The organism is Streptomyces sp. NPDC002138, from assembly GCF_040296485.1.
GTDB lineage: Bacteria > Actinomycetota > Actinomycetes > Streptomycetales > Streptomycetaceae > Streptomyces.
In genome coordinates this window covers 35,171-55,473 of sequence record NZ_JBEOXE010000021.1, presented here as the reverse complement: position 1 = coordinate 55,473, position 20,303 = coordinate 35,171, and the positions used below count along the sequence as shown (strand labels likewise).

The following is a 20,303-nucleotide window of genomic DNA, read 5'->3' as shown; positions in this document are numbered from 1 at the left end:
CGGTCACCGGCCTGTCGGTGCCATGAGACGGAAGATCGTGCTCAATCGGTTCAGGGGCCATCGATATCCGGCCCCTCTTCGGCACGCCGCGTCGCGCGCCGGTCGCCGGGCGGCTGGCCAGCAGGAACGGAACGATGGCGTTCGTACGTACGCTCGATTCGGTGATCCGGCACCCACTCCCCCGCATCACCCCCACACAGCGTCCGGCCTGGCGCTTCACCGGATCCGGTGGAACTCCGGAAACTCGGGCCGCCGTTGTCCTTATTCCGGGCCCTGCGGCGGGAAGGGGAAAAGGGGCGTGGCGGGGCGCGGGCCCGCCGTGATAACGGTCGGCAGTCGGCAGTCGGCAGTCGGCAGTCGGCAGTCGGCAGTCGGCAGTCGGCAGTCGGCAGCGGGCGACCGGCTGCGCCGACCAACTACCGGAAGGCCGGGAGGTTGCGCGCGACCCACTGCCCGAAGGGCCGCGCCGGACGGCCGAGGACGCTCTCCGTCTCGGGACTGATCACCTGCTCGGCCGGCAGCGGGACGCCGAGGACGTCCAGGGTGCCGTCGATGACCTCTTCGGGCATGAACTGCGCCATGTGGGCGTGCGCTTGCGCGCGGGACAGCTCCACGAAGGCGACTTCCTCACCCAAGGCCCGGGAGATCGCCGCGGCTTGCTCGCGCGGGGTGATGGCCTCGGGTCCGGTCAGTTCGTACGTACGACCCGCGTGCCCCTCCTCGCGCAGCGCGGCCGCGGCGACCGCGGCGATGTCCGCCGGGTCGACGACGGGCAGGGGCACGTCGCCGAACGGCGCGAAGACCGTGCGCTTGGTGCGGACCGTCTCCGCCCAGGCGAAGGCGTTGGAGGCGAATCCACCCGGGCGCAGGATCGTGAAGTCCACTCCGGATGCCCGTATGGCGGCTTCGAATGCGCGCAGCCGGGTGTGTGAAAGAGCCTCGGGGCGGGTGGAGTTGATCTGGGAGGAGACCAAAACGAGCCGCTTGACTCCTGCACCCAGGGCCACGTCGATCAGGGCATTCGGGTCTTCGCCGTGACCGTTGAGCTCGCCGCCCAGCAGGAGGAAGAGGGCGTCGGCGCCCTCGAGGGCGGGTCGCATGCTCGCACTGTCGCCGATGTCGGCCTGGGCGTGCCGCACCCCGGCGGGGAGCCCTTCGGGCCGCGGACGGCGCGAGACGGCCAGGACGTCCTCGCCCGCCTCGGCCAGCAGCGCCACCAAGGTCCGTCCGATGTTGCCGGTCGCGCCCGTTACTACGATCATCGCGTTCCCCTAAGTGAGTTAGTCGGCTGACTTACTCAGACCATAGCACGGCTCCCACGGCTCCACCCGAGGTTGTCGAGCTCCGCGAAGCGGTAACCCCGTTGAGCGAAGGCCGGTTCATACCGGCCGGATGTCCCGGGAGGTGGCGGAAAGTACCCCTGCCGGAGAAAAGTGCGGTGACAGTCGGCGCGGCAGCGGGTGAAGGTGGGGAAATGAGCGAACGTCTGGATATTTTCGGTATTCGAGTGATCCCCGCGGATCCCCATGAGCGCGACGGGGAGGGGATGCCCGAGGTCCGGCCGCTGATCAACGGGGTGGACGTCATCGGGCAGGACCACGTGGCGGTCTGTGGCGACGCGCGCCGCTGGCTCGTCCCCGACGGGCCGTTCGCCGTGGGGAGGCGGCCGCAGGTCATCGAGATGGCGACGGCGTGCGGGTGTCATTCCCTGATCGACGTCACGATGCGGCGCGACGGTGACGTGGTGGTCTGGGAGTGGAAGGAGAACGAAGACCTCCACCCGTCGTGGGAGGGCGAGTACCGGTTCGCCGCGGCGCAGTACGACGCCGAAGTGGAGCGGGCCACGACGGACTTCGGCTGGGAATGGCCTGCCCAGAGCGTGGCCCGGGTGCTCGGCGACCTCCTGCGTGCCGACGCGGACCGGCTCGCCGACCGGGGGTTCGAACTCGGCGCCGTATGGTCGTCGCCGCATGTTCCGGACGAGGTGCGCCTCTTCCTCGTGGAGTACGAGCCCGATCCCGCGCCCGACGGCCCGCTGCGCCGAACGGGCGAGTTCGGGATGATACGGCAGGTCACCGACGAGGCCCCCCACGCGCAGGCCGAGCGCCTGGCGCGGGAGATCATGACGGGTGATCCGCGCCTGGCGGACGGGATGCGCGGCGACGCGCCCGAGACGAAGGTCTTGGACTGGCTGGGCAGGGGATTCGATTTCGGTGGCGCGGAGGGTCACAAGTGAGCAGGGCGAGTGGTGCCGGGGTGGGAACCCCCGGGCCGTCTACTCGGAGTCGGCCAGCAGGGCGACCGACAGCTCGCGCATCTCGATCTTGCGGATCTTGCCGGTGACGGTCATCGGGAACTCCTCCACCACGTGGACGTAGCGCGGGACCTTGAAGTGCGCGAGCCGGCCCGCGCAGTACGCGCGGACGGCGTCCGCGGTCAAGGGAGTCGTTCCTTCGCGCATGCGGACCCAGGCCATCAGTTCCTCCCCGTACTTGGGGTCGGGCACGCCGATGACCTGGACGTCCAGGACGTCCGGGTGGGTGTGCAGGAACTCCTCGATCTCGCGCGGGTAGACGTTCTCACCGCCCCGGATCACCATGTCCTTGATCCGGCCGGTGATGCTCAGGTAGCCCTCGTCGTCCATGACGGCCAGGTCACCCGTGTGCATCCAGCGGGCGGCGTCGATGGCCTCCGCCGTCCGCTCGGGCTCGGCCCAGTAGCCGAGCATGACCGAATAGCCGCGGGTGCACAGCTCTCCCGGCTCGCCCCGGGGCAGGGTGCGCCCGGTGTCCGGGTCGACCACCTTCACCTCCAGGTGCGGGCCCACCCGGCCCACGGTGGAGACGCGGCGGGCCACCGAGTCGTCGGCGCGGGTCTGGGTGGACACCGGTGAGGTCTCCGTCATCCCGTAGCAGATGGACACCTCCGCCATCCCCATCCGCTCGATGACCTCCCGCATCACCTCGACCGGGCAGGGCGAACCGGCCATGATGCCCGTGCGCAGGCTGGACAGGTCGTAGGCGTCGAAGCCGGGGTCGGCCAGTTCGGCGATGAACATCGTGGGGACGCCGTACAGCGAGGTGCACGCCTCGGCCTCGACGGCGGCCAGGGTGGCGCCGGCGTCGAAGGAGGGGGCCGGGATCACCATCGCGGCGCCGTGGCTGGTGCAGGCGAGGTTGCCCATCACCATGCCGAAGCAGTGGTAGAAGGGGACCGGGATGCAGACCCGGTCCTGTTCCGTGTAGTGACACAACTCGCCAACGAAGTAACCATTGTTGAGGATATTGTGGTGCGAGAGGGTCGCACCCTTGGGGAAGCCGGTGGTGCCCGAGGTGTACTGGATGTTGATCGGGTCGTCGGCGCTCAACGTCGCCTGTACGCGCGCCAGTTCGGCGGGGTCGCCCGCGCGTCCGCGCTCCAGCAGGGAGGACCACAAGGGCCCTTCCAGCAGGACCAAGAACTCCAGCTCGGGACAGCGCGGCCGGACCTCCTCGATCATGCCCGCGTAGTCGGAGGTCTTGAACCGTTCGGCCGCGGCGAGCAGCCGGATCCCGGACTGCCGCAGGACGTACTCCAGCTCGTGCGCCCGGTAGGCGGGGTTCACCGTGACGAGGACCGCGCCGATCTTCGCGGTGGCGTACTGCACCAGGGTCCACTCGGCGCGGTTCGGGGCCCAGATGCCGACCCGGTCCCCCTTCGTGATACCCAGGTCCAGCAGTCCGAGCGCGAGGGCGTCGACATCGGCGGCCAGCTCCGCGTACGTCCACCGGCGCCCGGTGGCCATCTCGACGAGGGCGTCGCGGCCGGGGAAGCCGCGCACGGTACGGTCGAGGTTCTCCCCGATCGTGTCGCCCAGCAGGGGTACTTCGCAGGCTCCGGACGCATAGCTCGACGCGGCAGACACAGGTACCTCCAGGGCGGAGCGGCGGGCGCCGGGCCCCGACGGGCCGGCGTGGCCTTCATGATCCCCGCCGCCCGCGCGAGCGTCCACCGCCGCGCGGGCCGGGAAGGATCCGAAGGAGACGGCCAACCCCACGGCCAACCCCACGGCTCACCCCACGGCTCACCCCACGGCCTACCCCGCGGCCCGCTCCGCGGTCGGGCGGCGGCGCTGGGCCAGATCCGTCAGCGCGGTCGGACGCCACACGCCGTCCGGGTGGTAGAGGTTGGTGCCCGGCGGCACGATCTCGTCGATCCGGTCGAGCGCGGCGTCGTCGAGGGTCAGCGAGGCGCCCTTCAGCAGGGACTGCAACTGGTCCATCGTGCGCGGGCCGATGATCACCGAGGTGACCGCCGGGTGCACGGCCGGGAAGGCCACGGCCAGTTCGGGCAGGGTGCACCCGATCCCGTCCGCCAGCTCGATCAGCCGCTCCGCGGCCTCCAGCTTCGCCTGGTTGCCCGGGATCGCCGGATCGAAGCGCGCGGGGTTCAGCGCGGGCCGGCCCGAGGTGAGGTCGACCGGGCCGCCGGGCCGGTACTTCCCGCTGAGGAAGCCGGAGGCCAGCGGGCTCCAGGTCAGCACGCCCATGCCGTGGCGGCGCGCGACCGGCAGGACGTCGCGCTCGATGCCGCGCGCGAGGACCGAGTACGGCGGCTGCTCGGTGCGAAAGCGCGGCAACGCGCGCCGCTCGGAGACGTGATGGGCCTCGGCGATCTCCTCGGCGGGGAAGGTGGAGCAGCCGAAGGCCCTGATCTTCCCCGCGCGGACCAGGTCGCCCAGGGCCGCCAGGGTCTCCTCGATGTCGGTCGCGGGGTCGGGGCGGTGCACCTGGTAGAGGTCGATCCATTCGGTACCCAGCCGTCGCAGGCTGTCCTCCACGGCCCTGACGATCCAACGCCGGGAGTTTCCGGCCCGGTTGGGCCCCTCGCCCATGGGGAAGTGGAACTTGGTGGCGAGGACGACCTCGTCCCGGCGGCCACCGCCGAGGGCCTTGCCGACGATCTCCTCGGACTCCCCCGCGGAGTACATGTCGGCGGTGTCGATGAAGTTGATCCCCGCGTCCAGCGCGGCGTGCAGGATCCGCGCACAGTCGTCGTGGTCCTTGTTCCCCACGGCGCCGAACATCATGGTGCCGAGGCAGTGCACGCTCACCTCGATGCCGGTACGGCCGAGGCTGCGGTAGGTCATGGTCATGGCGCTGCACTCTAGGAGTTGGAGCGCACTCCACGGCAAGGTTTTGTTCCCCGACCGCCGCACCGCTGCTCCTGCTAGCATGATCGGCATGTCTTTCCTCCGTGCCTAGGATCCCGCGCCGACCACCCGCCAGGGCGGTCCTCCGGTGTCCCCGCACGTCCGCGGCGCCTCCGCGCGCGCCGCCTTCCCGAGGAAATCCTTCGTTCTCATGTCTTCCTATCGCGCTGTCCTGCGCACCCCTCACGCCTGCCGTACGTTCGGTTCGGCCCTGCTCGGGCGGCTGTCCTACGGGACGGTCGTCCTCTCCCTGCTGCTCGCGGCCAAGGACGCCACCGGGTCCTACCAGGTGGCGGGGACCGTCACGGCCCTCTTCGGTCTGACGAGCGTCTCCCTCTCCCCCGTCCGGGCCCGGCTGGTCGACCGGTACGGGCCGCGCCGGGCCCTGGTGCCGATGGCGGGTACGTACGCACTGCTGCTGGCGGCCCTGGCCTGGCTGAGCCGGCATCCCGGCGCCTCCGGAACCGCCCTCATGGCCCTGGCCATGGCTGCCGGGTGCTGCACACCACCGCTCGGGCCGGTGATGCGTTCGCTGTGGAGCGTGATGCTGCCCGACCGTCTGATGCTGCAACGGGCCTACAGCCTGGACGGTGTCGCCGAGGAACTGCTCTTCGTCAGCGGGCCGTTGATCGTCGGCCTGCTGGTGCGCTGGGCCACACCGGCCACGGGTGTGGCGGTCAGCGCGGCGCTGGTCCTGGTGGGCACGCTCGCTCTGGTCTCCTCCCCCGTCGCCCGGAGCGTGATGGGGTCCGCCGGATCCCTGGGCCGGGGCGCGCGCCCCGATGTGGTTGCTGGTCAACCCGCCGATGAGCGGCCCCGGTTGTGGTCCTCCAGCTTGCGCGGCGTGGTCGCGGTCGCGGTCGGCATGGGGGTCGGGCTGGGGGCCTTCGAGCTGCTCGTGGTGGCCCTCGCCGATCAGCGCCACCAGCCCGGGGCGGTGCCCTGGGTCCTCGCCGCGTCGTCCGCGGGCAGCGCACTCGGGGGCCTGGCCTACGGCGCCGTCTCGTGGCGGTGGCCCGGACGGCGGCGGCTGCCGCTGATCACGGCGGCGCTGGCCGTGACCCTGGCCGCCACGGGGCTCGCGCCGAACGCGTACGCGCTGGTCGCGCTGGCGGCTCTCGCGGGCGCGTTCATCGCGCCCGCCATCACCACCGCCTACCTGATCGCGGACGAGTCGGTCACCCCCGCCACCCGGGTCCGGGCGGGCGCCTGGGTCAACACGTCGCTCAACGCGGGCACTGCGGGCGGCAGCGCCGTCGCCGTCCTGCTGGTGGAGCGGGTCCCCGTCGCGTGGTGCTTCGCGCTGGTGGCCGTTCCCGCGCTGCTGTCGGCGGTCGCGTCCCTGGAGGGGCGGCGGCCGCGCCGCTCCCGCGCCGAGAGCACGGCCGGGGCGGCGGCCGCCGCTCAGGCCGGGGCGGAGGCCGGGGCGGAGGCCGGGGGGAGATAGCGCGTGCACGAACCCCTGCGGCAGGATGCCGTGATGATCTCCCATCAGCCCGTCCTCCCGGTGGTTCCCGAAGGCAGGATCGCCGGCACCGACCAGCCCGTGCTCGACCTGCCGAGCGGGATGGAGCTGCGCCCGTGGCGGGCCGAGGACGCGGGTGCGCTGGCGGTGCGGCGGTCGGCCTGGTCGGCTGGAACGACATCGATCTCGCGTCCGGCACCGCCGAGATCCTGTACTGGATCCTGCCCCCGGCCCGCGGGGGCGGGCTCGCCGTCGAGGCCACGCGGCGCGTCTGCCGCTGGGCCCTGGACGAACTCGGGCTCCACCGGCTCCAACTGCTGCACGCGGTGGAGAACCCGGCGTCCTGCCGCGTGGCGGACAAGGCCGGGTTCACCCTAGAAGGCACCATGCGCGAGGCGGTGTTGCACGCGGACGGATGGCACGACATGCACCTGCACGCCTTGGTGGAGGGCGACATCTGAGGCCGGTCGGCGCGCCCGGCGGCGGCCCCGGCCGCGCACCCGCCGCCGGGCCCGCCGGTGCGCGCGGTAGCCTCCGGCGAATGGAAATCCCCACACCACCGCCCCTGTTGCGTGACAAGGGCTTCCGGACGCTCCTGCTCGCGAGCCTGATCTCAGCGAGCGGCTCCGCCATGGCCCCGGTCGCGCTGGCCTTCACCGTGCTCGGCTTCGACGACCGCCCGGGCTCGCTGGCGATCGTCCTCGCCGGAAGCACGGCCCCCCAGCTGATCCTGCTCCTCATCGGCGGGGTCGCGGCGGACCGTTTCAGCCGGCGGCGGCTGATCGTGATCGGCAACGTGATCCCGGCCCTGACCCAGGCGACGGTCGCCCTGCTCGTGTTCCAGGGGGCGGCGACGACCACCCGGGTCGCCGTGTTCGCGGCCGTCGCGAGCGGCGCCTCGGCGCTGGCGTCGCCCGCGATGAACAGCCTGCTGCCCCAGTTCGTCGAGGCGCCGCGGCTCCAAGAGGCCAACGCCCTGCTCCGCCTCCCCACGAACCTCGTCCGGATCCTCGCGCCCGCGCTCGGCGGCTCCCTCGTCGCGCTCGTCGGGCCGCAGCTCACCCTCGCCTGGGACGCGGCCAGTTTCGCCGTGGCCGCGGTCCTGTACGGCCGGCTCGCGATCGCCGGGCCGGTCGCCGCGAAGGGGTCGGCGCTGAGTGACTTCCGTACCGGCTGGACCGAGTTCCGCGGGCGGTTCTGGCTGTGGTCCTACACCCTGTCCGGCACCTTCGTCGTCGCCTTCTGGCTGGGCGGATACGGGCTCCTCGGCCCGCTCGTCGCCCACGACACGGAGCTCGGTGCGGCCGGTTGGGGCATCGTGCAGGGTTCCTTCGCGGTGGGGCTCGTGCTCGGCGGGGTGCTCTCGCTGCGCTGGAAGCCGTCCCGCATCATGATCGTGTGCGTGGCCGCCAATCTGCCGCTGGCGCTCCCCCTGCTCGCTCTGGCCGCGGGTGCTCCGCTGCCCTTCCTCGCGCTGTCCGCCGCCCTCGCCGGGGCGGGGGTCGATGTCGCGATCGTGTGCTGGAACACCGTGATGCAGCAGCAGCTGCCGCGCGAACTGCTGGGGCGCCTCAACTCGTTCAGCTCGATCGGAGAGCGGCTGGCCGTCCCGATGGGCTACCTCCTCGTCGGGGCCGCGGCGGCCTCCTGGGGAGCGGCGCCCGTCCTGCGGGCCGCCGCCCTGGCGATGACCCTCGCCACCGCGGTGCTCTTCGCCGCCCCGAGCCTGTGGGCGCTGCGCAGGGCGCCGGCGCCGAGGGAGTGCGCGGCGCCCGTGTGACGCCCGCGTCCGCCTCCCGGTTCACCTTTGGGGGCCGGGCGCGAGGACCCGGGGCAGGGCGGGTACTCTGCGATGCCCTCGAAGACCGGGGGCACTCATTCCGCTCAGGAGGAACCCCATGGCCGTCAAGAAGGCCACCATTCAGCAGCAGGTGGCGGAAGCCATCGCGCAGGTCAACCCGGCCGACCGCCCCGTCGTTACGGTCCAGGCCATCGCGGGACCCAGCGTGTGGCTGATGAGCATGCTCGGTCTGATCGGGCAGGCGTTCCTGACCTACTACTTCGTCACCGTCACCGAGCAGGCCGTGGTGATACACAAGGCGAGCCGGATGAGCAACCGCCCCCAGGAGATCGCTTTCGCGATCCCGGCCAACCAGGCCGTCGGCATCGTCTCCGGTGTCGACCGCAACGCCGTGTGGAGTTCCTTCCGCATCCAGCTGCCCGGTCAGCCGAAGCCGACGCGGATGAACGTGCACCGTCTCTGGCGGACCGAGATGGACCAGCTGCTGGGCATGCTGACCGGCCAGGTCACCGTCTGACATGTGGGCGGGCGGGGCGGCCGCATGGCGCGGCCGCCGCTGCCGTTCAGCCGACCCGGCCCGAACCGGCACCGCGCCGGTTCCTGCGGCCCGCCAGCTGGCCTTGGACATAGGGGTCCGTCTCCGGTGCGTACGGGCCTCCGTGGGCGGAGAGCACGTCGGTGATCCGCTCCCACTCGGCCAGCGCGGCGCGGGTCCGTACGTCGGCCGCGTCCACAGCCTCGTCCCCGGCGGCCCCGTCGAGCTGCGCGGCGGCCCGCTCGGCCTCTTCGAGCGCCTCGGCGCTCTCGTGGTGGGACATGCCGGTGGCCCGCCGCCGCACCTCGTCGCACGCCTCGCGCTCCGCCGAGGTGGGGCCGTCCTCGACGAACTCCGTACCGACTGCCTCTGCCATGGGGGTCCCTTCCTCGTGTCCTCGCTCCGGTCCTCCGGGGCCGTGGCCCGCCCTGCGCATTATGCGCGGGGGGCGATCCGCGTCGTCACCGGGGCCGGGTTCCCCTCGGCCGGGCCGTCCCGCGCGTCAGGCCGCGTGGTCCAGGGACCGGGGGCATCCGGCGTCGGCGGCCGTCTGCGCCGCGGCGGCGTCCTCGGTGAACTCGGCGGCGGCCGCCTCCTGTTCGAGGCGCGCCAGCAGCTCCTTCAACTGGCCGTTGCGTCCGGTCGCCATCATCCAGATCATCTTCAGGTCACCGGAGAAGGCCGCTCCCGGGTCGGTGAACCCGACCGGCAGATTCCGTTCGAAGACGAAGTGGCCGCTCCAGGCGAAGGCGAAGAAGGCCGCGGGGACCGTCCACAACAGCTTGGGCCTGCGGCGCCGCACGGTGGTCACCGCGGCCGCCGCGGCGGCGGACATGCCCACGACGTGCATCCAGCGGCTCGCTTCGCTGGTGTGCCCGCGCATGTATTCCTCGAAGCGCTGGTCGAACTCCCTCATGACGAATCTCCTCGATGGTGCGGGTATATGGGTGTGGGTCATGGGTTACAGGTCACGGGGCACGGGTCAGGGGTCAGGGGTCAGGGGTCAGGGGTCAGGGGTCAGGGGTCAGGGGTCAGCCGACGGTGGAGCCCGCCTCGTACGAGGAGCGAAGCAGCGGGTCGGCGACCGCTCCCCGCTCGTAGCGGCCGCCGAAGCGGTGCTGGTACTCCGCGAACAGCCGGCTGTCGTTGTGCAGGAACAGCACGTCGTGCAGCGCCATGTTCCGCATGGCGAGAAGCGGTACGGGGCTCCGCGACACCGGGAACTGCGGGTTTCGGGCGGCGGGTTCGGGGCATTCGGGGTGGAACTGCCCCAGCATCAGCCCGCCCTCGGCCAGTTCCGCCTTGAGCGCGGCCTGAACCGCGTCCAGTTCGGCCCACTGTGCGCGCGGCAGGTCGGGCAGGATCAGGACGTAGGCGTACATCGTGGGGTTGGTGCGCGGCCAGTGCGTGGTGCGGAAGGTGCGCGCCATGTCCCGTACCAGGGAGCGCAGTTCGGCGCCGTCCGCATCGGCCAGACCGGTACGGGTGTGCATCATCAGGGTCCCGGCCCGCGCGGCGGGTTCCACGAAGGGGCAGACGTCCCCGCCGCGGCCGAGCTGCTCGTGGGGGCGGCTCACGTAGTCGCGCAGCCAGTCCTGGACCACGGCCTCGGCCCGCGCCGTGTCGGACGCCGGGCACGCCGCGGGCAGTACCGCGACGGGTGCGAGCGCGTCATGAGGCGTCATCGGTCACCGCCTCGACCACGCCGGTGCCGCCGGGCAGCCGGGTCACCCGCAGCGCCGCCAGGCCCGCCTCGCGCAGCAGGTCCTCGGTCTCCTCCCGGGTTCTTTCCCGCCCGCCGTCGAAGAGGGACATCATGTAGAGGTCCATCAGGCCGCCCCACTGCCCGCCCGAGCCCTCTCCCGCGTCGCCGGTCGGATCCGCGGCCGCGAGGTGGTCCATGAGCACGAGCCGGGCGCCGGGACCCATCGCCGCACGGACGTTGCGCAGGATGGCGACGCAGGAGTCGTCGTCCCAGTCGTGCAGGATGTGGCGCAGGACGTACCGGTCCGCGCCGCCCGGCAGGGCCTCGAAGAAGTTGCCCTCGCGCAGCTCGCAGCGGTCGGCCAGACCCGCGCCGGTGAGGCGCAGGGCGGCGGGCGGGAGGGCGGCGGCGAGGTCGACGAGCGTGCCGCGCAGCTCGGGCCGGTCGGCGAGCAGGCCGGTGAGCAGGGCCCCGTCCCCGCCGCCGATGTCGACCACCGTGAGCGGGCCGGTGAAGTCCACCGCGCCCAGCAGCCCTTCCAGTTCCAGGGCGAGGCCGGTCTCCTGGGAGCGGTCGAAGATCCGGCGCAGTCGGCTGTCGTCGCCGAGGTGGGAGAAGAAGTCCTGGCCGAACACCTCGGGGAATGCGGCGCGGCCGGTACGGACCACCTGGGTGAGCCGCTCCCACGCGGGCGCCACGGTGCCGGCGACCAGGAGGGCCGTGGGCAGCGCGGAGCCGGGGTCGTCCGCGCGGAGCGTCTCGCCGAGCGGGGTCAGCGAGAACTCTTCGCGCCCGTCCCGTCGTTCGAGGTGCAGGATCTCGAAGGAGGCGAGGGCGCGCAGCAGTCGGGGCAGCAGGGCGCGGTCGGCGCCGACCTTCTCGGCGAGTTCGGCCGCGGTCAGCGCTCCGTCGCCGAGGACATCGGCGAGGCCGAGCTCGGCCATCGCTCCGATGGCGCGGGAGCGCAGCTGGCCGTAGATCATTTCGCGCATCCGCCAGGCGTGCCGTGCCTGGGCGCCGTCGGGGACGGCGACCCTCCCGGCCCGGAGGATGGTCTGGCTCGTCATCGGGTTTCCTCCACCAGGTCACGGGTGCGGTCGGTGTGGCGGGCGCGGTCGCCGCCACGGTCGGTGTCACGGCCGGAGTCGGTGTCGCGGGCCCCGGCCCGGCCGCGGGCGCGTTCCCGGGCGGGCAGTTCGGCGACCTGGACGTGCAGCCCGCCGCGCGGGATGAGGGCCGGGATGCCGCCGTACTGCGGCCGGAGCGTCAGCAGGTCGAGTTCGGTGCGCTGGGCCAGCCGCGAGAGGACGGCGGGGAGCACGGCGCCGGCGATCCCGGCCCCGATGCAGCGGCGGGCGCCGTACCCGTACGGCAGGTACTCGAACGGCGACGGGGACTGGTACCCCTCCTGCCCGGTGTCCCAGCGCTCGGGCCGGAAGGCGTCCGGGGCGTCCCAGACGGCGGGCAGCCGGTGCGTGATGTACTCGCTGACGGCCACGGTGCTGCCCGCCGGGATCACGTGCCCGCGGTACCGGAACGCCTTGACGCAGCGGCGCGGGCTCATCACCACGGGCGGGTGCAGGCGCAGGCTCTCCTGGACGACCCGGCCCGTGTAGCGCAGTGCGCGGACGGCGACCGGGGTGGCGGGGGCGCCGTCCAGGACCTCCTCGGCCTCGGCCCGTAGGCGCTGCCAGACGCCGGGGTGGGCGAGGGAGTTGTAGACGGCCCAGCCGATTCCGGAGCCCACCGGGTCGTAGCCCGCGATCAGCGCGCTCACGACCATGTCGCGGATCTCCTGGTCGGACATCACGGCGCCGCCGTCGGCCAGCATCACGGAGATGAGGTCCTCGCCGCCGCGCGTCGCGGCCTCGCCGGTGCGGCGCCTGCGGGTGATCTCCTCGTAGATGCGCTCCTCCACGGCGGCGATTCCGTCGAGGGCGCGCCTTCGGGCGCGGGTCGGCAGGCTCCAGGCGACCATCTGCTGCGGCAGCGGGTTGTCCATCAGCTCGTGGATCTGGTCCAACTGGCCGATCATGTACGGGGCTTGCGCGGCGAGCCGCTCCCCGCAGAAGAGCAGGAGCATCGCGCCGCGGATCGCCTCGCGCAGTTCGGCGTGGATGTCCAGGCGCTGCCCGGGACGCCAGCCGTCGATGGCCTTGTCCACGGCCTCGACGATCAGCCGGGTGGCCTGTTCGACGCCGGGCCGCTGGAAGGAGGGCAGGGCCTTGCGCTTGCGGCGGGCGTGCGGCGCGCCGTCGGTGACGACGAGGGCGGTCTCTCCGGCGATGGGGCGGAGCATGTCGTAGGCGCCGGCGAAGCGGAAGTTGTCGGGGTTGCGCATCACCAGGGCGTTGGCCTGCGGCCCGAAGAGGAAGTAGGTGCGGGTGGGGCCCAGGCCGAAGGCGCTCACTTCACCGTATTCGTCCTTGAGGTGCTCCAGCCCTTCCGGCAGCGAGCGCTGGAACGCTCTGACGGTGCGCACCACTTGGGCCGGTGTGCGCGGTCCGGGGACAGCGGGCATGCGGGAACTCCTTCGGGCGCAGGGGGAGGAAGGGGGATCGGGGGGCGGGCAGGTATCAGCGGGGCGGGAGGGGATCAGGAGACGGAGGGCCGTCAGGCGGACCGTGGTGCGGGGGCGCCGTCGCGTCCCCGCCGGGAGTCCAGGGCCAGCGAGTCGCTGCCGAAGAGGATCGCGGCGCCGATCAGCACGGACAGGGCGGTCACCCAGCCCGGGGTGCGCAGCACCAGCACGGAGGCGAGGAACGCCGTCGACAGCAGCATGTCCGCCTTCAGCACGGCGTTGGCCGCTCGGTTGTCCACGGCCCGGATCATCGCCCGGCACTGCTGGAAGGCGGCGACGGCCCAGGGCAGCGCCGCCAGGGTGCGCAGGGGCAGGGCGCCCGCGAGGACGAAGCCTGTCAGGGAGAGGTACCCGATCAGGGTGACGACCGTCGCTGCCCGGGCGGCGGAGGTGCGGTCGGGGAAGACGGTCGCGGAGGTCCGCAGTCCGGCGTCGCGGTCGCCTTCGTAGTCGGGGAGGTTCTTGACCATCCCCTTGGCGACGAACCAGACGATCAGGAAGGCGAGGATCGCCCACGCGTCCGCCGTCAGCCGCCGCACCCCGGTGGGCGCGGCGAAGTAGCCGAGGAGGTACGGACCGAAGACGGCCAGGCTGAAGGCGAACAGCCCGGTCACGGGGCGGGCCTTGAGCCGTCCGGGGAGGAAGGAGTACTGGTGCGCGCCCACGAGCGCCAGGGTCATCGGCACCACGTATGCCCAGCTGTAGAACAGCGAGGCGCCGATCAGCGCGGCGCTCATCGCGTGGCTGATCCACAGCAGCCGGCGGTGACCGATGCGCATGACCTGCCAGACCCGGCCGGGGAGGTTGCGGCTGTCCTCGGCGAGGTCGGTGTAGGCGTTGTAGGTGTTGGCCAGCAGTCCGTACACCAGGGAGATGCCGAGCCCGGCGAAGAAGAGCCCGGACAACCGGCCCCCCGCCACCGTCCAGCCGAGCGCGAAGGTCAGCATCCCGGGGACGCAGGTCCGCGGCCGGCCCAGGAGCAGGGCGATCCGTACGGTCTCGCCCCAGCCGGAGCTGCCGGGGGTGGCGCGCACCGCCTCCTCGCGCCGGGACGGGCTGAGCGCGGCGAATTCCTCGGGGCCGGGTAAGGGCGGGGCGAGTACGGGCGGTCGGGCGGCGTTCATGGTCACGGGGGCGTCCTCCATCCGCCGGGCCCGGCGCCACTCGTCGAGCGGGGCGACGGGCCGTGCAGCACGGTTCGGTCGTCCGACCATGACGGCGATCACTTGACGGCCACTCAGATATGCCTCGAGATCGCTTCGAGAGCCGGTCCCGGGCGGCTCGGCATTCTCCGGTGCCGCGCCGCACGAAACGCTCTGACCTGCACACACTCCCCTACGGAACGCATACGGAGGCGGTCCGGAAGCGGTCCGGATCCGGTCCAGAGCCGCTGGAGGAACGCTGTGGTGAACCGGGCCGGGAAACTCGCGTAGAGTGAGGTTTACCGACGCGGGGTGGAGCAGCTCGGTAGCTCGCTGGGCTCATAACCCAGAGGTCGCAGGTTCAAATCCTGTCCCCGCTACTCATGGATGAGGCCCCCTCGACGTTCACGTCGAGGGGGCCTCATCGCTTTCCGGCGGGTCCCGGTCTATCCGTGCAGCAGGTCCGGGCCGATCTCGCCGATGGTCGCGGCCCCGGCCAGGGCCATCCGCAGCGAGAGCTGCTCGCGGTACGAGGCGAACAGGGCGGCCACCCCGTCGGCGCCGCCCAGGGCCAGCGCCCACAGGACCGGGCGGCCCACCAGGACCGCGCGGGCTCCCAGGGCGAGGGCGACCAGGACGTCGGTTCCCGTGAGGATGCCCCCGTCGACGAGCACCGGTACCGCGTCCCCCACGGCCCGGACCACCGCGGGCAGCACCTCGGCGGTCGCGGCCGCGCGGTCGAGCTGGCGGCCGCCGTGGTTGGAGACGATGACACCGGCCGCTCCGGCGGCCACGCAGGCCTTGGCGTCGTCGGCCCGCAGCACTCCCTTGACCAGCACGGGCAGCCCGGAGAGCCGCGCCAGCTCGCCGATCACCTCGGGGCCGATGGACGGGTCCTGCTCCCAGCCGGGCGTACGGGTGCCCAGTCCGACCGACCGGCACAGTTCGTCGTCCTGGGGCAGCGGCAGCGGCGCGCCCGCCGTCGGCTTCGGGGGGACGTAGGGCGCGTCGACCGTGAGGACCAGCGCCCGGGCTCCGGCCGCGGTGGCCCGTTCGACCTGGCGGCGGGTGATGTCCCGGTCCCGCAGGCAGTAGACCTGGTACCACCAGGGCCCGGCGGCGGCCGCGACGTCCTCCGGGTACCGCGTGGCCCGGGAGGAGAGCACCATGAGCGAGCCCGCGGCCCGGACGCCCGCCGCCGTGGCCACCTCGCCCTCGTCGTGGGCCATCCGGTGGAAGGCGGTCGGCGCGGCCAGCACGGGCGAGGAGAGGGCGCTGCCGAGCAGTTCCACGGAGGTGTCGACCGCGGACACGTCCCGCAGCACGCGCGGGGCGAACCGCCGGGTCCGCCAGGCCCCGGCCGCCTCGCCCGTGCTGATCTGTTCGTCGGAGCCCGCGGCATAGAAGTCGTAGGCCGCGGCCGGGAGTTGAGCGCGGGCGCGGTCCGCCAGTCCCGGGCCCGCCGTGATGTCCGTCATCGGTGCCTCCTCAGACCCACTCGCCGACGCCGGCCCGGTCGCCGCCGACGACCCGGACGGCGAACTCCAGTCCGGCAACGGCCTGTTGGGCGCGGGCGACCGCCTCGGCGGCGTTCGCGCCGCGGACCCGCACGAAGGCCGCGCGGGATTCGGAGCTGTCGAGGTCGCCGACCGTGTCCCCGGCGTCGAGCAGCGCCTCGGCGACGACGACGTCCGGCAGCCCGGCGGCTTCGGCCAGGCCGTTGATCGCGGTGAGGGTGCCGCGCGCGCGGGGTACGGCGAACCAGATGGCCTCGGGGCGCCGGTCCACGGACGGGTCCGCGAGGGTCTTGCGGATGTCGGCGAGCACCGACTGGCCCAGGGTCTGGCGCACCACGCAGTCGACGAGGTCGACCCCGGTGACGTCCTGGACGAGGTAGGGGATCTCGTCCCCGGCGAGCCGGACGTGGGTCTCGATGACGCGCGGCCCGGCGTCGGTGAGCACGACCTCGGTGTGCGTGACGCCGTAGCGGATGTCGAGGGCGTCGAGCAGGCGGCGTACGTAGGTGTGCACCGACTCGGTGCGTTCGGCGTCGAGTTCGGCGGGGACGACGTGGCCGACCTCGACGAAGCCGACCGGGTCGGAGTACTTGCGGGTGATCGCGAGGATCTCGTGCTCGCCGTCCTCCGAGAAGGCCTCGACGCTGAACTGGGGGCCCACGTGGAAGCGCTCGACCAGGACGCCGGCGTCGGGGATCACCTCGAAGTCGCGCGCGGCGCGGGCGAAAGCCGCGTCGGCCTCCTCGACGTCGCGGACGACGGAGACGCCGAAACTGCCCGCGCCCTGGGTCGGCTTGACCACGCAGGGGGTGCCGTGTTCGGCGAGGAAGGCGCGCAGTTCGGCCGCGTCGGCGACCCGGGCCACCGGGGTCTCGTCGACCCCGGTCTCGGCGAGCCTGCGCCGCATCGCGTGCTTGTCGTGCACGTAGGCGATCGTCCGCGGGCTGTGGCAGTCCAGACCCAGCGCCTCGGCCACGGCAGCGGCGCGGTCCTGGTCGCGTTCGCCGAAGGTGCCGACCCGGGTGAAGGGATGACGGGCGTGGACGGCCGCGGCCAGGGCGATCCACTCCTCGTCGGGGGCGTCGCTGCGGAGGGCGAGGACCCGGTCGTGCTGTCCGGGCTTGCGGATCTTGGGGACGAAGTCCATCCGGCACAGGATGGTGGTGGCCACGTCCGGGCCGCCGACGTCCCGGATCAGCCCGGGGACCTCGCGGCCGCCGCCGACGATGAGTACGTGCTCGGTCATGTGGTCACCTCGGTGGTTACGGGGGTGGACGGGGCGGCGGGCGTCGCCCCGCGGTCGGCGTCCGGGTCGCCCTGGTGGTCGGCGTGCGGCGTGCCGTCGGGGTCCGGACGCGGGCCGCCCGTGGCCCGTACGACGAGTGCGGCCAGCGCGAAGATCCCGGCGAGCAGCGCCCAGCCTATGCTGCCGAGCGGGAGCATGACCGAGGTCATCAGCACCGGGCCCACGATCTGCTGGCCGGTGACGCCCAGGCTGAAGGTGGCCAGGTAGCGGGACCGGGCCGGAGCCGGGGACATGTCGTAGGACAGGTTCCAGACGGCCACGGAATGCAGGTTCTCGCCGACCGTGAGGAGCACGACCGCGACGACGGCGCAGGCCGCGGCGGGCCAGACGGACACGTGCTCGGCGCCCGCGAAGAGGCCGCAGGACAGCAGCAGCGGCAGCAGGGCGACCCAGATGAGCTTGAGGGCGCGGGCGGTGCTCTCCGCGAACTTGGAGACGTACACCTGGAGCAGCACGGTGAGGACGGTGTTCACGGCGAGCAGCACCGAGACGGCCGAGGCCGGCGCCGTGGTGGCGGTGGTGAGCCACAGCGGCAGCAGCACGAACAGGACCGAGTCGTGCAGGGACAGCACGCCGTTGGAGAGGGTGAACAGCATGAACCGCAGGTCCCGGAAGGGGCTGCGGACGGGCTGGACCGGGGCCGCGTCCGGCTGTTCCCGGCTGTCCTGGGGGGCTTCCTGCGGGGTGTCCTTCGTGACGGGCGCCGGGCGCGCGTCGGTCTCGGTCCCCGCCCGGCGCCGCAGCCGCTCCACCACCGTGGCGATGACGAAGAAGGTCAGTGCGTTGCCGAGGAAGAGGGCGACGAAGGCGGCCCGGCTCTCGACCGCCAGCACCGCGCCGGCCAGCAGGAACCCGGCCGTCAGTCCGATGTTGCGGACCGAGCGGATCGAGGCCATCGTGCGGGTCTGGTTCTCGCCGCCCTCGATCAGTCCCACCACGACCTGCTGGAGCGGCGAACAGCCCCGGTCCAGCGCGGTCAGGACGCAGGTCAGCAGTGCGTACGGCCAGAAGTCGTGGACCAGCGCGAAGCCGGCGTAGCCGATGCCGCGGGCCGCGAGCAGGGCGACGTACACCTTCGCCGGACCGATGCGGTCGGCGAGCCGGCCCAGCGGGACCGGGCTGAGCAGGCCGACGACGCTCGCGACGGCGAGCACCAGGCCGACCCGCTCGGCCGGGAACCCGACCACGGTGACGAAGTACAGGGTCGACGCCGCGAGGAACATGCCGGAGCCGACCGAGTCCACGGCGGCGCCCGCGGCGAGCTTGCGCCCGGCGGGGGTCCTGGGCAGGATCGCGACCAGGAAGCGGGCGAGCCGCCCGGCGGGCTGGGTCCGGTCCGTCATGCGTCCCGCCCCGGCTCTGCCGCGGGCGGGGCCGCGCGCAGCCACGCGGTGAGTTCGCCGGTGCGCCGGACGTGGATCTCGGTGGCCGCCTCGGGCGGAGGCAGGCGCAGCCGGTTCCAGGTGTGGCGGCGGGCCGCGTTGACGCACAGCAGGGCTTCCTCCGGGTCCGCGTGCGTCCCGGCCTCGGCCAGCAGCGCGGCGGCCAGCTGGATCCGGGCGATGCGCTCGATGAGGACCCAGCCGCCCGCGACAGTGACGGCGGGGTCCGCTCCCACCCATTCGTCCCGGGTGAGGCCGAGTCCGCGCAGGGCCTCCTCGGCGATGTCCCAGGCGGCGGCGGCCCGGCCGCCGGGGCGCGGGCCGAGCGCCGCGCGCAGTCGCCCGGTCATCGCGTCGTAGTACGCGCCGTCCGCGAAGGCGGCCACCAGGACGGTGACCAGGCGGTGGCCCGCCTCCGTGGCCAGCCCCTCGCGCACGGCCGTCGCGGTGGCCCCGCGACCGAAGTCCGCCCGGGCCCGGACGACGTCCTCCTGCACGGCCCAGCGGACGCAGCCCCGCATGGCCTCGTCGATGTCGTCGGCGTCCTGCGGCGCCCGCGCTCCGGCCGCCCGCAGCCACGCGCGGGCGGCGGCCAGGTCGATGAGCCGGTCGCACACCTCCTCGTCCAGGGAGGTGCGCCCCGGGGGGACGCCGTGCGGGGCCGGGAAGGCGAGGGCGGCCGTCTCCAGCTGTGCCACCGCCGCCCGCGCGAGGCGCAGCTCCTCGCCGATCGGCAGCTCGTACACGCTGCTCACACGCGCTCCAGCCAGTGCTCGTACGCCTGGTTGCGGCCGCGCACGACGTCCTGGAAGAGGCCGCGCAGTTCCTTGGTGACGGCGCCGACCCGCCCGTTGCCGACGGGCCGGTCGTCGACGGAGGCCACGGGCACGATCTCGGCGGCGGTCCCGGTCAGGAACGCCTCGTCGGCCATGTACACCTCGCTGCGCGGGATGCTGCGCTCGACGACGGTCAGGCCGAGGTCGCGGGCGAAGGTGAGGGCGCAGTCGCGGGTGATGCCGGGCAGGATGCCGTCGCTGACCGGCGGGGTGACGAGCTCGCCGTTCCGGAGCATGAACAGGTTGGCGGCCGAGGCCTCGGCGATGTGGCCGCCCGCGGTCAGCATCAGCGCGTCGTCGTAACCGGCGCGCTGCGCACCGACCTTGGCGAGCGCGCTGTTCACGTACGCGCCGGTGGCCTTGGCCAGCGGGGGCACGGTCTGGTTCGAGTTGCGCTGCCAGTTGCTGACGATGAGGCGGCAGCCCTCGTTCTCCGCCTTGTCGCCGAGGTACGAGCCCCAGGGCCAGACCGCGATGGACATGCGGACGGCGTCGAGGTTCGGCGCCACGCCCATTTCGCCGTAGCCGAGGTAGGCGATGGGCCGGATGTAGCAGGAGGGCTGGCCGTTGACGCGGACGAGTTCCAGGACCGCCTCGATCAACTGCTCGTCGGTCCAGGGCAGTTCCATCAGGTAGACGCGGGCCGAGTCGCGCAGCCGGGCGATGTGTTCGCGCAGCCGGAAGACGGCCGGGCCGGTCTCGGTCTCGTAGGCGCGGACGCCTTCGTAGACGCCCCAGCCGTAGTGCAGGCTCGGGGTGAGCACGTGCACCTGGGCCTCGTCCCAGGGGACCAGTTCGCCGTCCATCCAGATGAAGGGGGTCGGGGTCAGTGGCATGTCGGC

The 20,303-nt window shown here is 72.9% G+C and carries 18 protein-coding genes, 1 tRNA gene and 1 pseudogene; 6 read left to right on the top strand and 14 right to left on the bottom strand.

Going from position 1 to position 20,303, the window contains the following annotated elements:
• Nucleotides 1-416 precede the first annotated feature (416 nt).
• Nucleotides 417-1,262 (bottom strand): NAD(P)H-binding protein, encoded by an 846-nt coding sequence (locus ABT084_RS16135; protein WP_351043490.1) that lies wholly within the window; start codon nucleotides 1,260-1,262, stop codon nucleotides 417-419.
• A gap of 176 nt (nucleotides 1,263-1,438) precedes the next feature.
• Here ABT084_RS16135 and ABT084_RS16130 point away from each other — a divergent pair, with 176 nt between their 5' ends.
• Nucleotides 1,439-2,236: a hypothetical protein gene (locus ABT084_RS16130; protein WP_351043486.1), complete on the top strand. Its 798-nt coding sequence runs from the start codon at nucleotides 1,439-1,441 to the stop codon at nucleotides 2,234-2,236.
• A 39-nt stretch (nucleotides 2,237-2,275) separates the two neighbouring features.
• Here ABT084_RS16130 and ABT084_RS16125 read toward each other — a convergent pair whose 3' ends face one another.
• On the bottom strand, nucleotides 2,276-3,916 hold the full coding sequence (locus ABT084_RS16125; protein ID WP_351043687.1) for an AMP-binding protein: 1,641 nt from the start codon (nucleotides 3,914-3,916) through the stop codon (nucleotides 2,276-2,278).
• A 159-nt stretch (nucleotides 3,917-4,075) separates the two neighbouring features.
• Complete coding sequence (locus ABT084_RS16120; protein WP_351043684.1) at nucleotides 4,076-5,128, bottom strand: aldo/keto reductase; 1,053 nt, start codon at nucleotides 5,126-5,128, stop codon at nucleotides 4,076-4,078.
• Between the two features lie 214 nt (nucleotides 5,129-5,342).
• Here ABT084_RS16120 and ABT084_RS16115 point away from each other — a divergent pair, with 214 nt between their 5' ends.
• The 4 genes and pseudogenes from ABT084_RS16115 (at nucleotide 5,343) to ABT084_RS16100 (ending at nucleotide 8,974) form a co-directional block, all read left to right on the top strand.
• Nucleotides 5,343-6,638: an MFS transporter gene (locus tag ABT084_RS16115; RefSeq protein ID WP_351043483.1), complete on the top strand. Its 1,296-nt coding sequence runs from the start codon at nucleotides 5,343-5,345 to the stop codon at nucleotides 6,636-6,638.
• A gap of 33 nt (nucleotides 6,639-6,671) precedes the next feature.
• Nucleotides 6,672-7,117, top strand: a pseudogene (locus ABT084_RS16110) (GNAT family N-acetyltransferase).
• Nucleotides 7,118-7,197: 80 nt separating this feature from the next.
• Nucleotides 7,198-8,436, top strand: a complete 1,239-nt coding sequence (locus ABT084_RS16105; protein WP_351043480.1) for an MFS transporter — start codon at nucleotides 7,198-7,200, stop codon at nucleotides 8,434-8,436.
• A gap of 118 nt (nucleotides 8,437-8,554) precedes the next feature.
• On the top strand, nucleotides 8,555-8,974 hold the full coding sequence (locus tag ABT084_RS16100; protein WP_351043477.1) for a hypothetical protein: 420 nt from the start codon (nucleotides 8,555-8,557) through the stop codon (nucleotides 8,972-8,974).
• A gap of 46 nt (nucleotides 8,975-9,020) precedes the next feature.
• Here the strand turns inward: ABT084_RS16100 and ABT084_RS16095 are convergent, their stop codons facing one another.
• The 6 genes from ABT084_RS16095 to ABT084_RS16070 all read right to left on the bottom strand — a co-directional run bounded on the left by ABT084_RS16095 (nucleotide 9,021) and on the right by ABT084_RS16070 (nucleotide 14,492).
• Nucleotides 9,021-9,368 carry a hypothetical protein gene (locus ABT084_RS16095; protein WP_351043475.1) on the bottom strand — a complete coding sequence of 116 codons (348 nt, stop codon included), beginning with the start codon at nucleotides 9,366-9,368 and terminating at the stop codon, nucleotides 9,021-9,023.
• A gap of 126 nt (nucleotides 9,369-9,494) precedes the next feature.
• Entirely contained in the window at nucleotides 9,495-9,908 is a 414-nt protein-coding gene (locus ABT084_RS16090) for an Mpo1-like protein (protein WP_351043473.1), read from the bottom strand.
• Between the two features lie 115 nt (nucleotides 9,909-10,023).
• On the bottom strand, nucleotides 10,024-10,677 hold the full coding sequence (locus ABT084_RS16085; RefSeq protein WP_351043470.1) for a DUF6875 domain-containing protein: 654 nt from the start codon (nucleotides 10,675-10,677) through the stop codon (nucleotides 10,024-10,026).
• Complete coding sequence (locus tag ABT084_RS16080) at nucleotides 10,664-11,764, bottom strand: methyltransferase (RefSeq protein ID WP_351043467.1); 1,101 nt, start codon at nucleotides 11,762-11,764, stop codon at nucleotides 10,664-10,666. The genes ABT084_RS16085 and ABT084_RS16080 overlap by 14 nt, the downstream gene beginning before the upstream one ends.
• Nucleotides 11,761-13,218, bottom strand: coding sequence for a cytochrome P450 (locus ABT084_RS16075; protein ID WP_351043464.1), 1,458 nt, complete (start codon nucleotides 13,216-13,218; stop codon nucleotides 11,761-11,763). Before ABT084_RS16075 ends, ABT084_RS16080 begins: the two co-directional genes overlap by 4 nt.
• A gap of 92 nt (nucleotides 13,219-13,310) precedes the next feature.
• The gene (locus ABT084_RS16070; RefSeq protein WP_351043461.1) at nucleotides 13,311-14,492 is read right to left on the bottom strand and encodes a UbiA family prenyltransferase; all 1,182 of its coding nucleotides are present in this window, start codon (nucleotides 14,490-14,492) and stop codon (nucleotides 13,311-13,313) included.
• A gap of 234 nt (nucleotides 14,493-14,726) precedes the next feature.
• On the opposite strand from ABT084_RS16070, the gene ABT084_RS16065 reads away from it, so the two are divergent.
• Nucleotides 14,727-14,800 (top strand) — tRNA-Met (locus ABT084_RS16065).
• Between the two features lie 66 nt (nucleotides 14,801-14,866).
• Here ABT084_RS16065 and ABT084_RS16060 read toward each other — a convergent pair.
• Genes ABT084_RS16060 through ABT084_RS16040 form a run of 5 tightly spaced genes read right to left on the bottom strand, consistent with a single transcriptional unit; the run spans nucleotide 14,867 to nucleotide 20,297 of the window.
• Nucleotides 14,867-15,898 (bottom strand): alpha-hydroxy acid oxidase, encoded by a 1,032-nt coding sequence (locus ABT084_RS16060; protein ID WP_351043458.1) that lies wholly within the window; start codon nucleotides 15,896-15,898, stop codon nucleotides 14,867-14,869.
• A gap of 10 nt (nucleotides 15,899-15,908) precedes the next feature.
• Complete coding sequence (locus tag ABT084_RS16055; protein ID WP_351043455.1) at nucleotides 15,909-17,183, bottom strand: ATP-grasp domain-containing protein; 1,275 nt, start codon at nucleotides 17,181-17,183, stop codon at nucleotides 15,909-15,911.
• Entirely contained in the window at nucleotides 17,180-18,586 is a 1,407-nt protein-coding gene (locus ABT084_RS16050) for an MFS transporter (protein WP_351043452.1), read from the bottom strand. Before ABT084_RS16050 ends, ABT084_RS16055 begins: the two co-directional genes overlap by 4 nt.
• Nucleotides 18,583-19,380: a hypothetical protein gene (locus tag ABT084_RS16045; RefSeq protein ID WP_351043449.1), complete on the bottom strand. Its 798-nt coding sequence runs from the start codon at nucleotides 19,378-19,380 to the stop codon at nucleotides 18,583-18,585. The genes ABT084_RS16050 and ABT084_RS16045 overlap by 4 nt, the downstream gene beginning before the upstream one ends.
• Complete coding sequence (locus ABT084_RS16040) at nucleotides 19,377-20,297, bottom strand: branched-chain amino acid transaminase (protein ID WP_351043446.1); 921 nt, start codon at nucleotides 20,295-20,297, stop codon at nucleotides 19,377-19,379. The genes ABT084_RS16045 and ABT084_RS16040 overlap by 4 nt, the downstream gene beginning before the upstream one ends.
• Between the last annotated feature and the right edge of the window lie 6 nt (nucleotides 20,298-20,303).

Excerpts from the sequence above, each read along its gene's own strand:
- ABT084_RS16040 (WP_351043446.1), bottom strand. The coding sequence starts at position 20,297 with ATGCCACTGACCCCGACCCCCTTCATCTGGATGGACGGCGAACTGGTC.
- ABT084_RS16085 (WP_351043470.1), bottom strand. The coding sequence starts at position 10,677 with ATGACGCCTCATGACGCGCTCGCACCCGTCGCGGTACTGCCCGCGGCG.
- ABT084_RS16050 (WP_351043452.1), bottom strand. The coding sequence starts at position 18,586 with ATGACGGACCGGACCCAGCCCGCCGGGCGGCTCGCCCGCTTCCTGGTC.
- ABT084_RS16080 (WP_351043467.1), bottom strand. The coding sequence starts at position 11,764 with ATGACGAGCCAGACCATCCTCCGGGCCGGGAGGGTCGCCGTCCCCGAC.
- ABT084_RS16095 (WP_351043475.1), bottom strand. The coding sequence starts at position 9,368 with ATGGCAGAGGCAGTCGGTACGGAGTTCGTCGAGGACGGCCCCACCTCG.
- ABT084_RS16090 (WP_351043473.1), bottom strand. The coding sequence starts at position 9,908 with ATGAGGGAGTTCGACCAGCGCTTCGAGGAATACATGCGCGGGCACACC.
- ABT084_RS16115 (WP_351043483.1), top strand. The coding sequence starts at position 5,343 with ATGTCTTCCTATCGCGCTGTCCTGCGCACCCCTCACGCCTGCCGTACG.
- ABT084_RS16120 (WP_351043684.1), bottom strand. The coding sequence starts at position 5,128 with ATGACCTACCGCAGCCTCGGCCGTACCGGCATCGAGGTGAGCGTGCAC.
- ABT084_RS16060 (WP_351043458.1), bottom strand. The coding sequence starts at position 15,898 with ATGACGGACATCACGGCGGGCCCGGGACTGGCGGACCGCGCCCGCGCT.
- ABT084_RS16105 (WP_351043480.1), top strand. The coding sequence starts at position 7,198 with ATGGAAATCCCCACACCACCGCCCCTGTTGCGTGACAAGGGCTTCCGG.
- ABT084_RS16070 (WP_351043461.1), bottom strand. The coding sequence starts at position 14,492 with ATGGTCGGACGACCGAACCGTGCTGCACGGCCCGTCGCCCCGCTCGAC.
- ABT084_RS16075 (WP_351043464.1), bottom strand. The coding sequence starts at position 13,218 with ATGCCCGCTGTCCCCGGACCGCGCACACCGGCCCAAGTGGTGCGCACC.
- ABT084_RS16055 (WP_351043455.1), bottom strand. The coding sequence starts at position 17,183 with ATGACCGAGCACGTACTCATCGTCGGCGGCGGCCGCGAGGTCCCCGGG.
- ABT084_RS16100 (WP_351043477.1), top strand. The coding sequence starts at position 8,555 with ATGGCCGTCAAGAAGGCCACCATTCAGCAGCAGGTGGCGGAAGCCATC.
- ABT084_RS16135 (WP_351043490.1), bottom strand. The coding sequence starts at position 1,262 with ATGATCGTAGTAACGGGCGCGACCGGCAACATCGGACGGACCTTGGTG.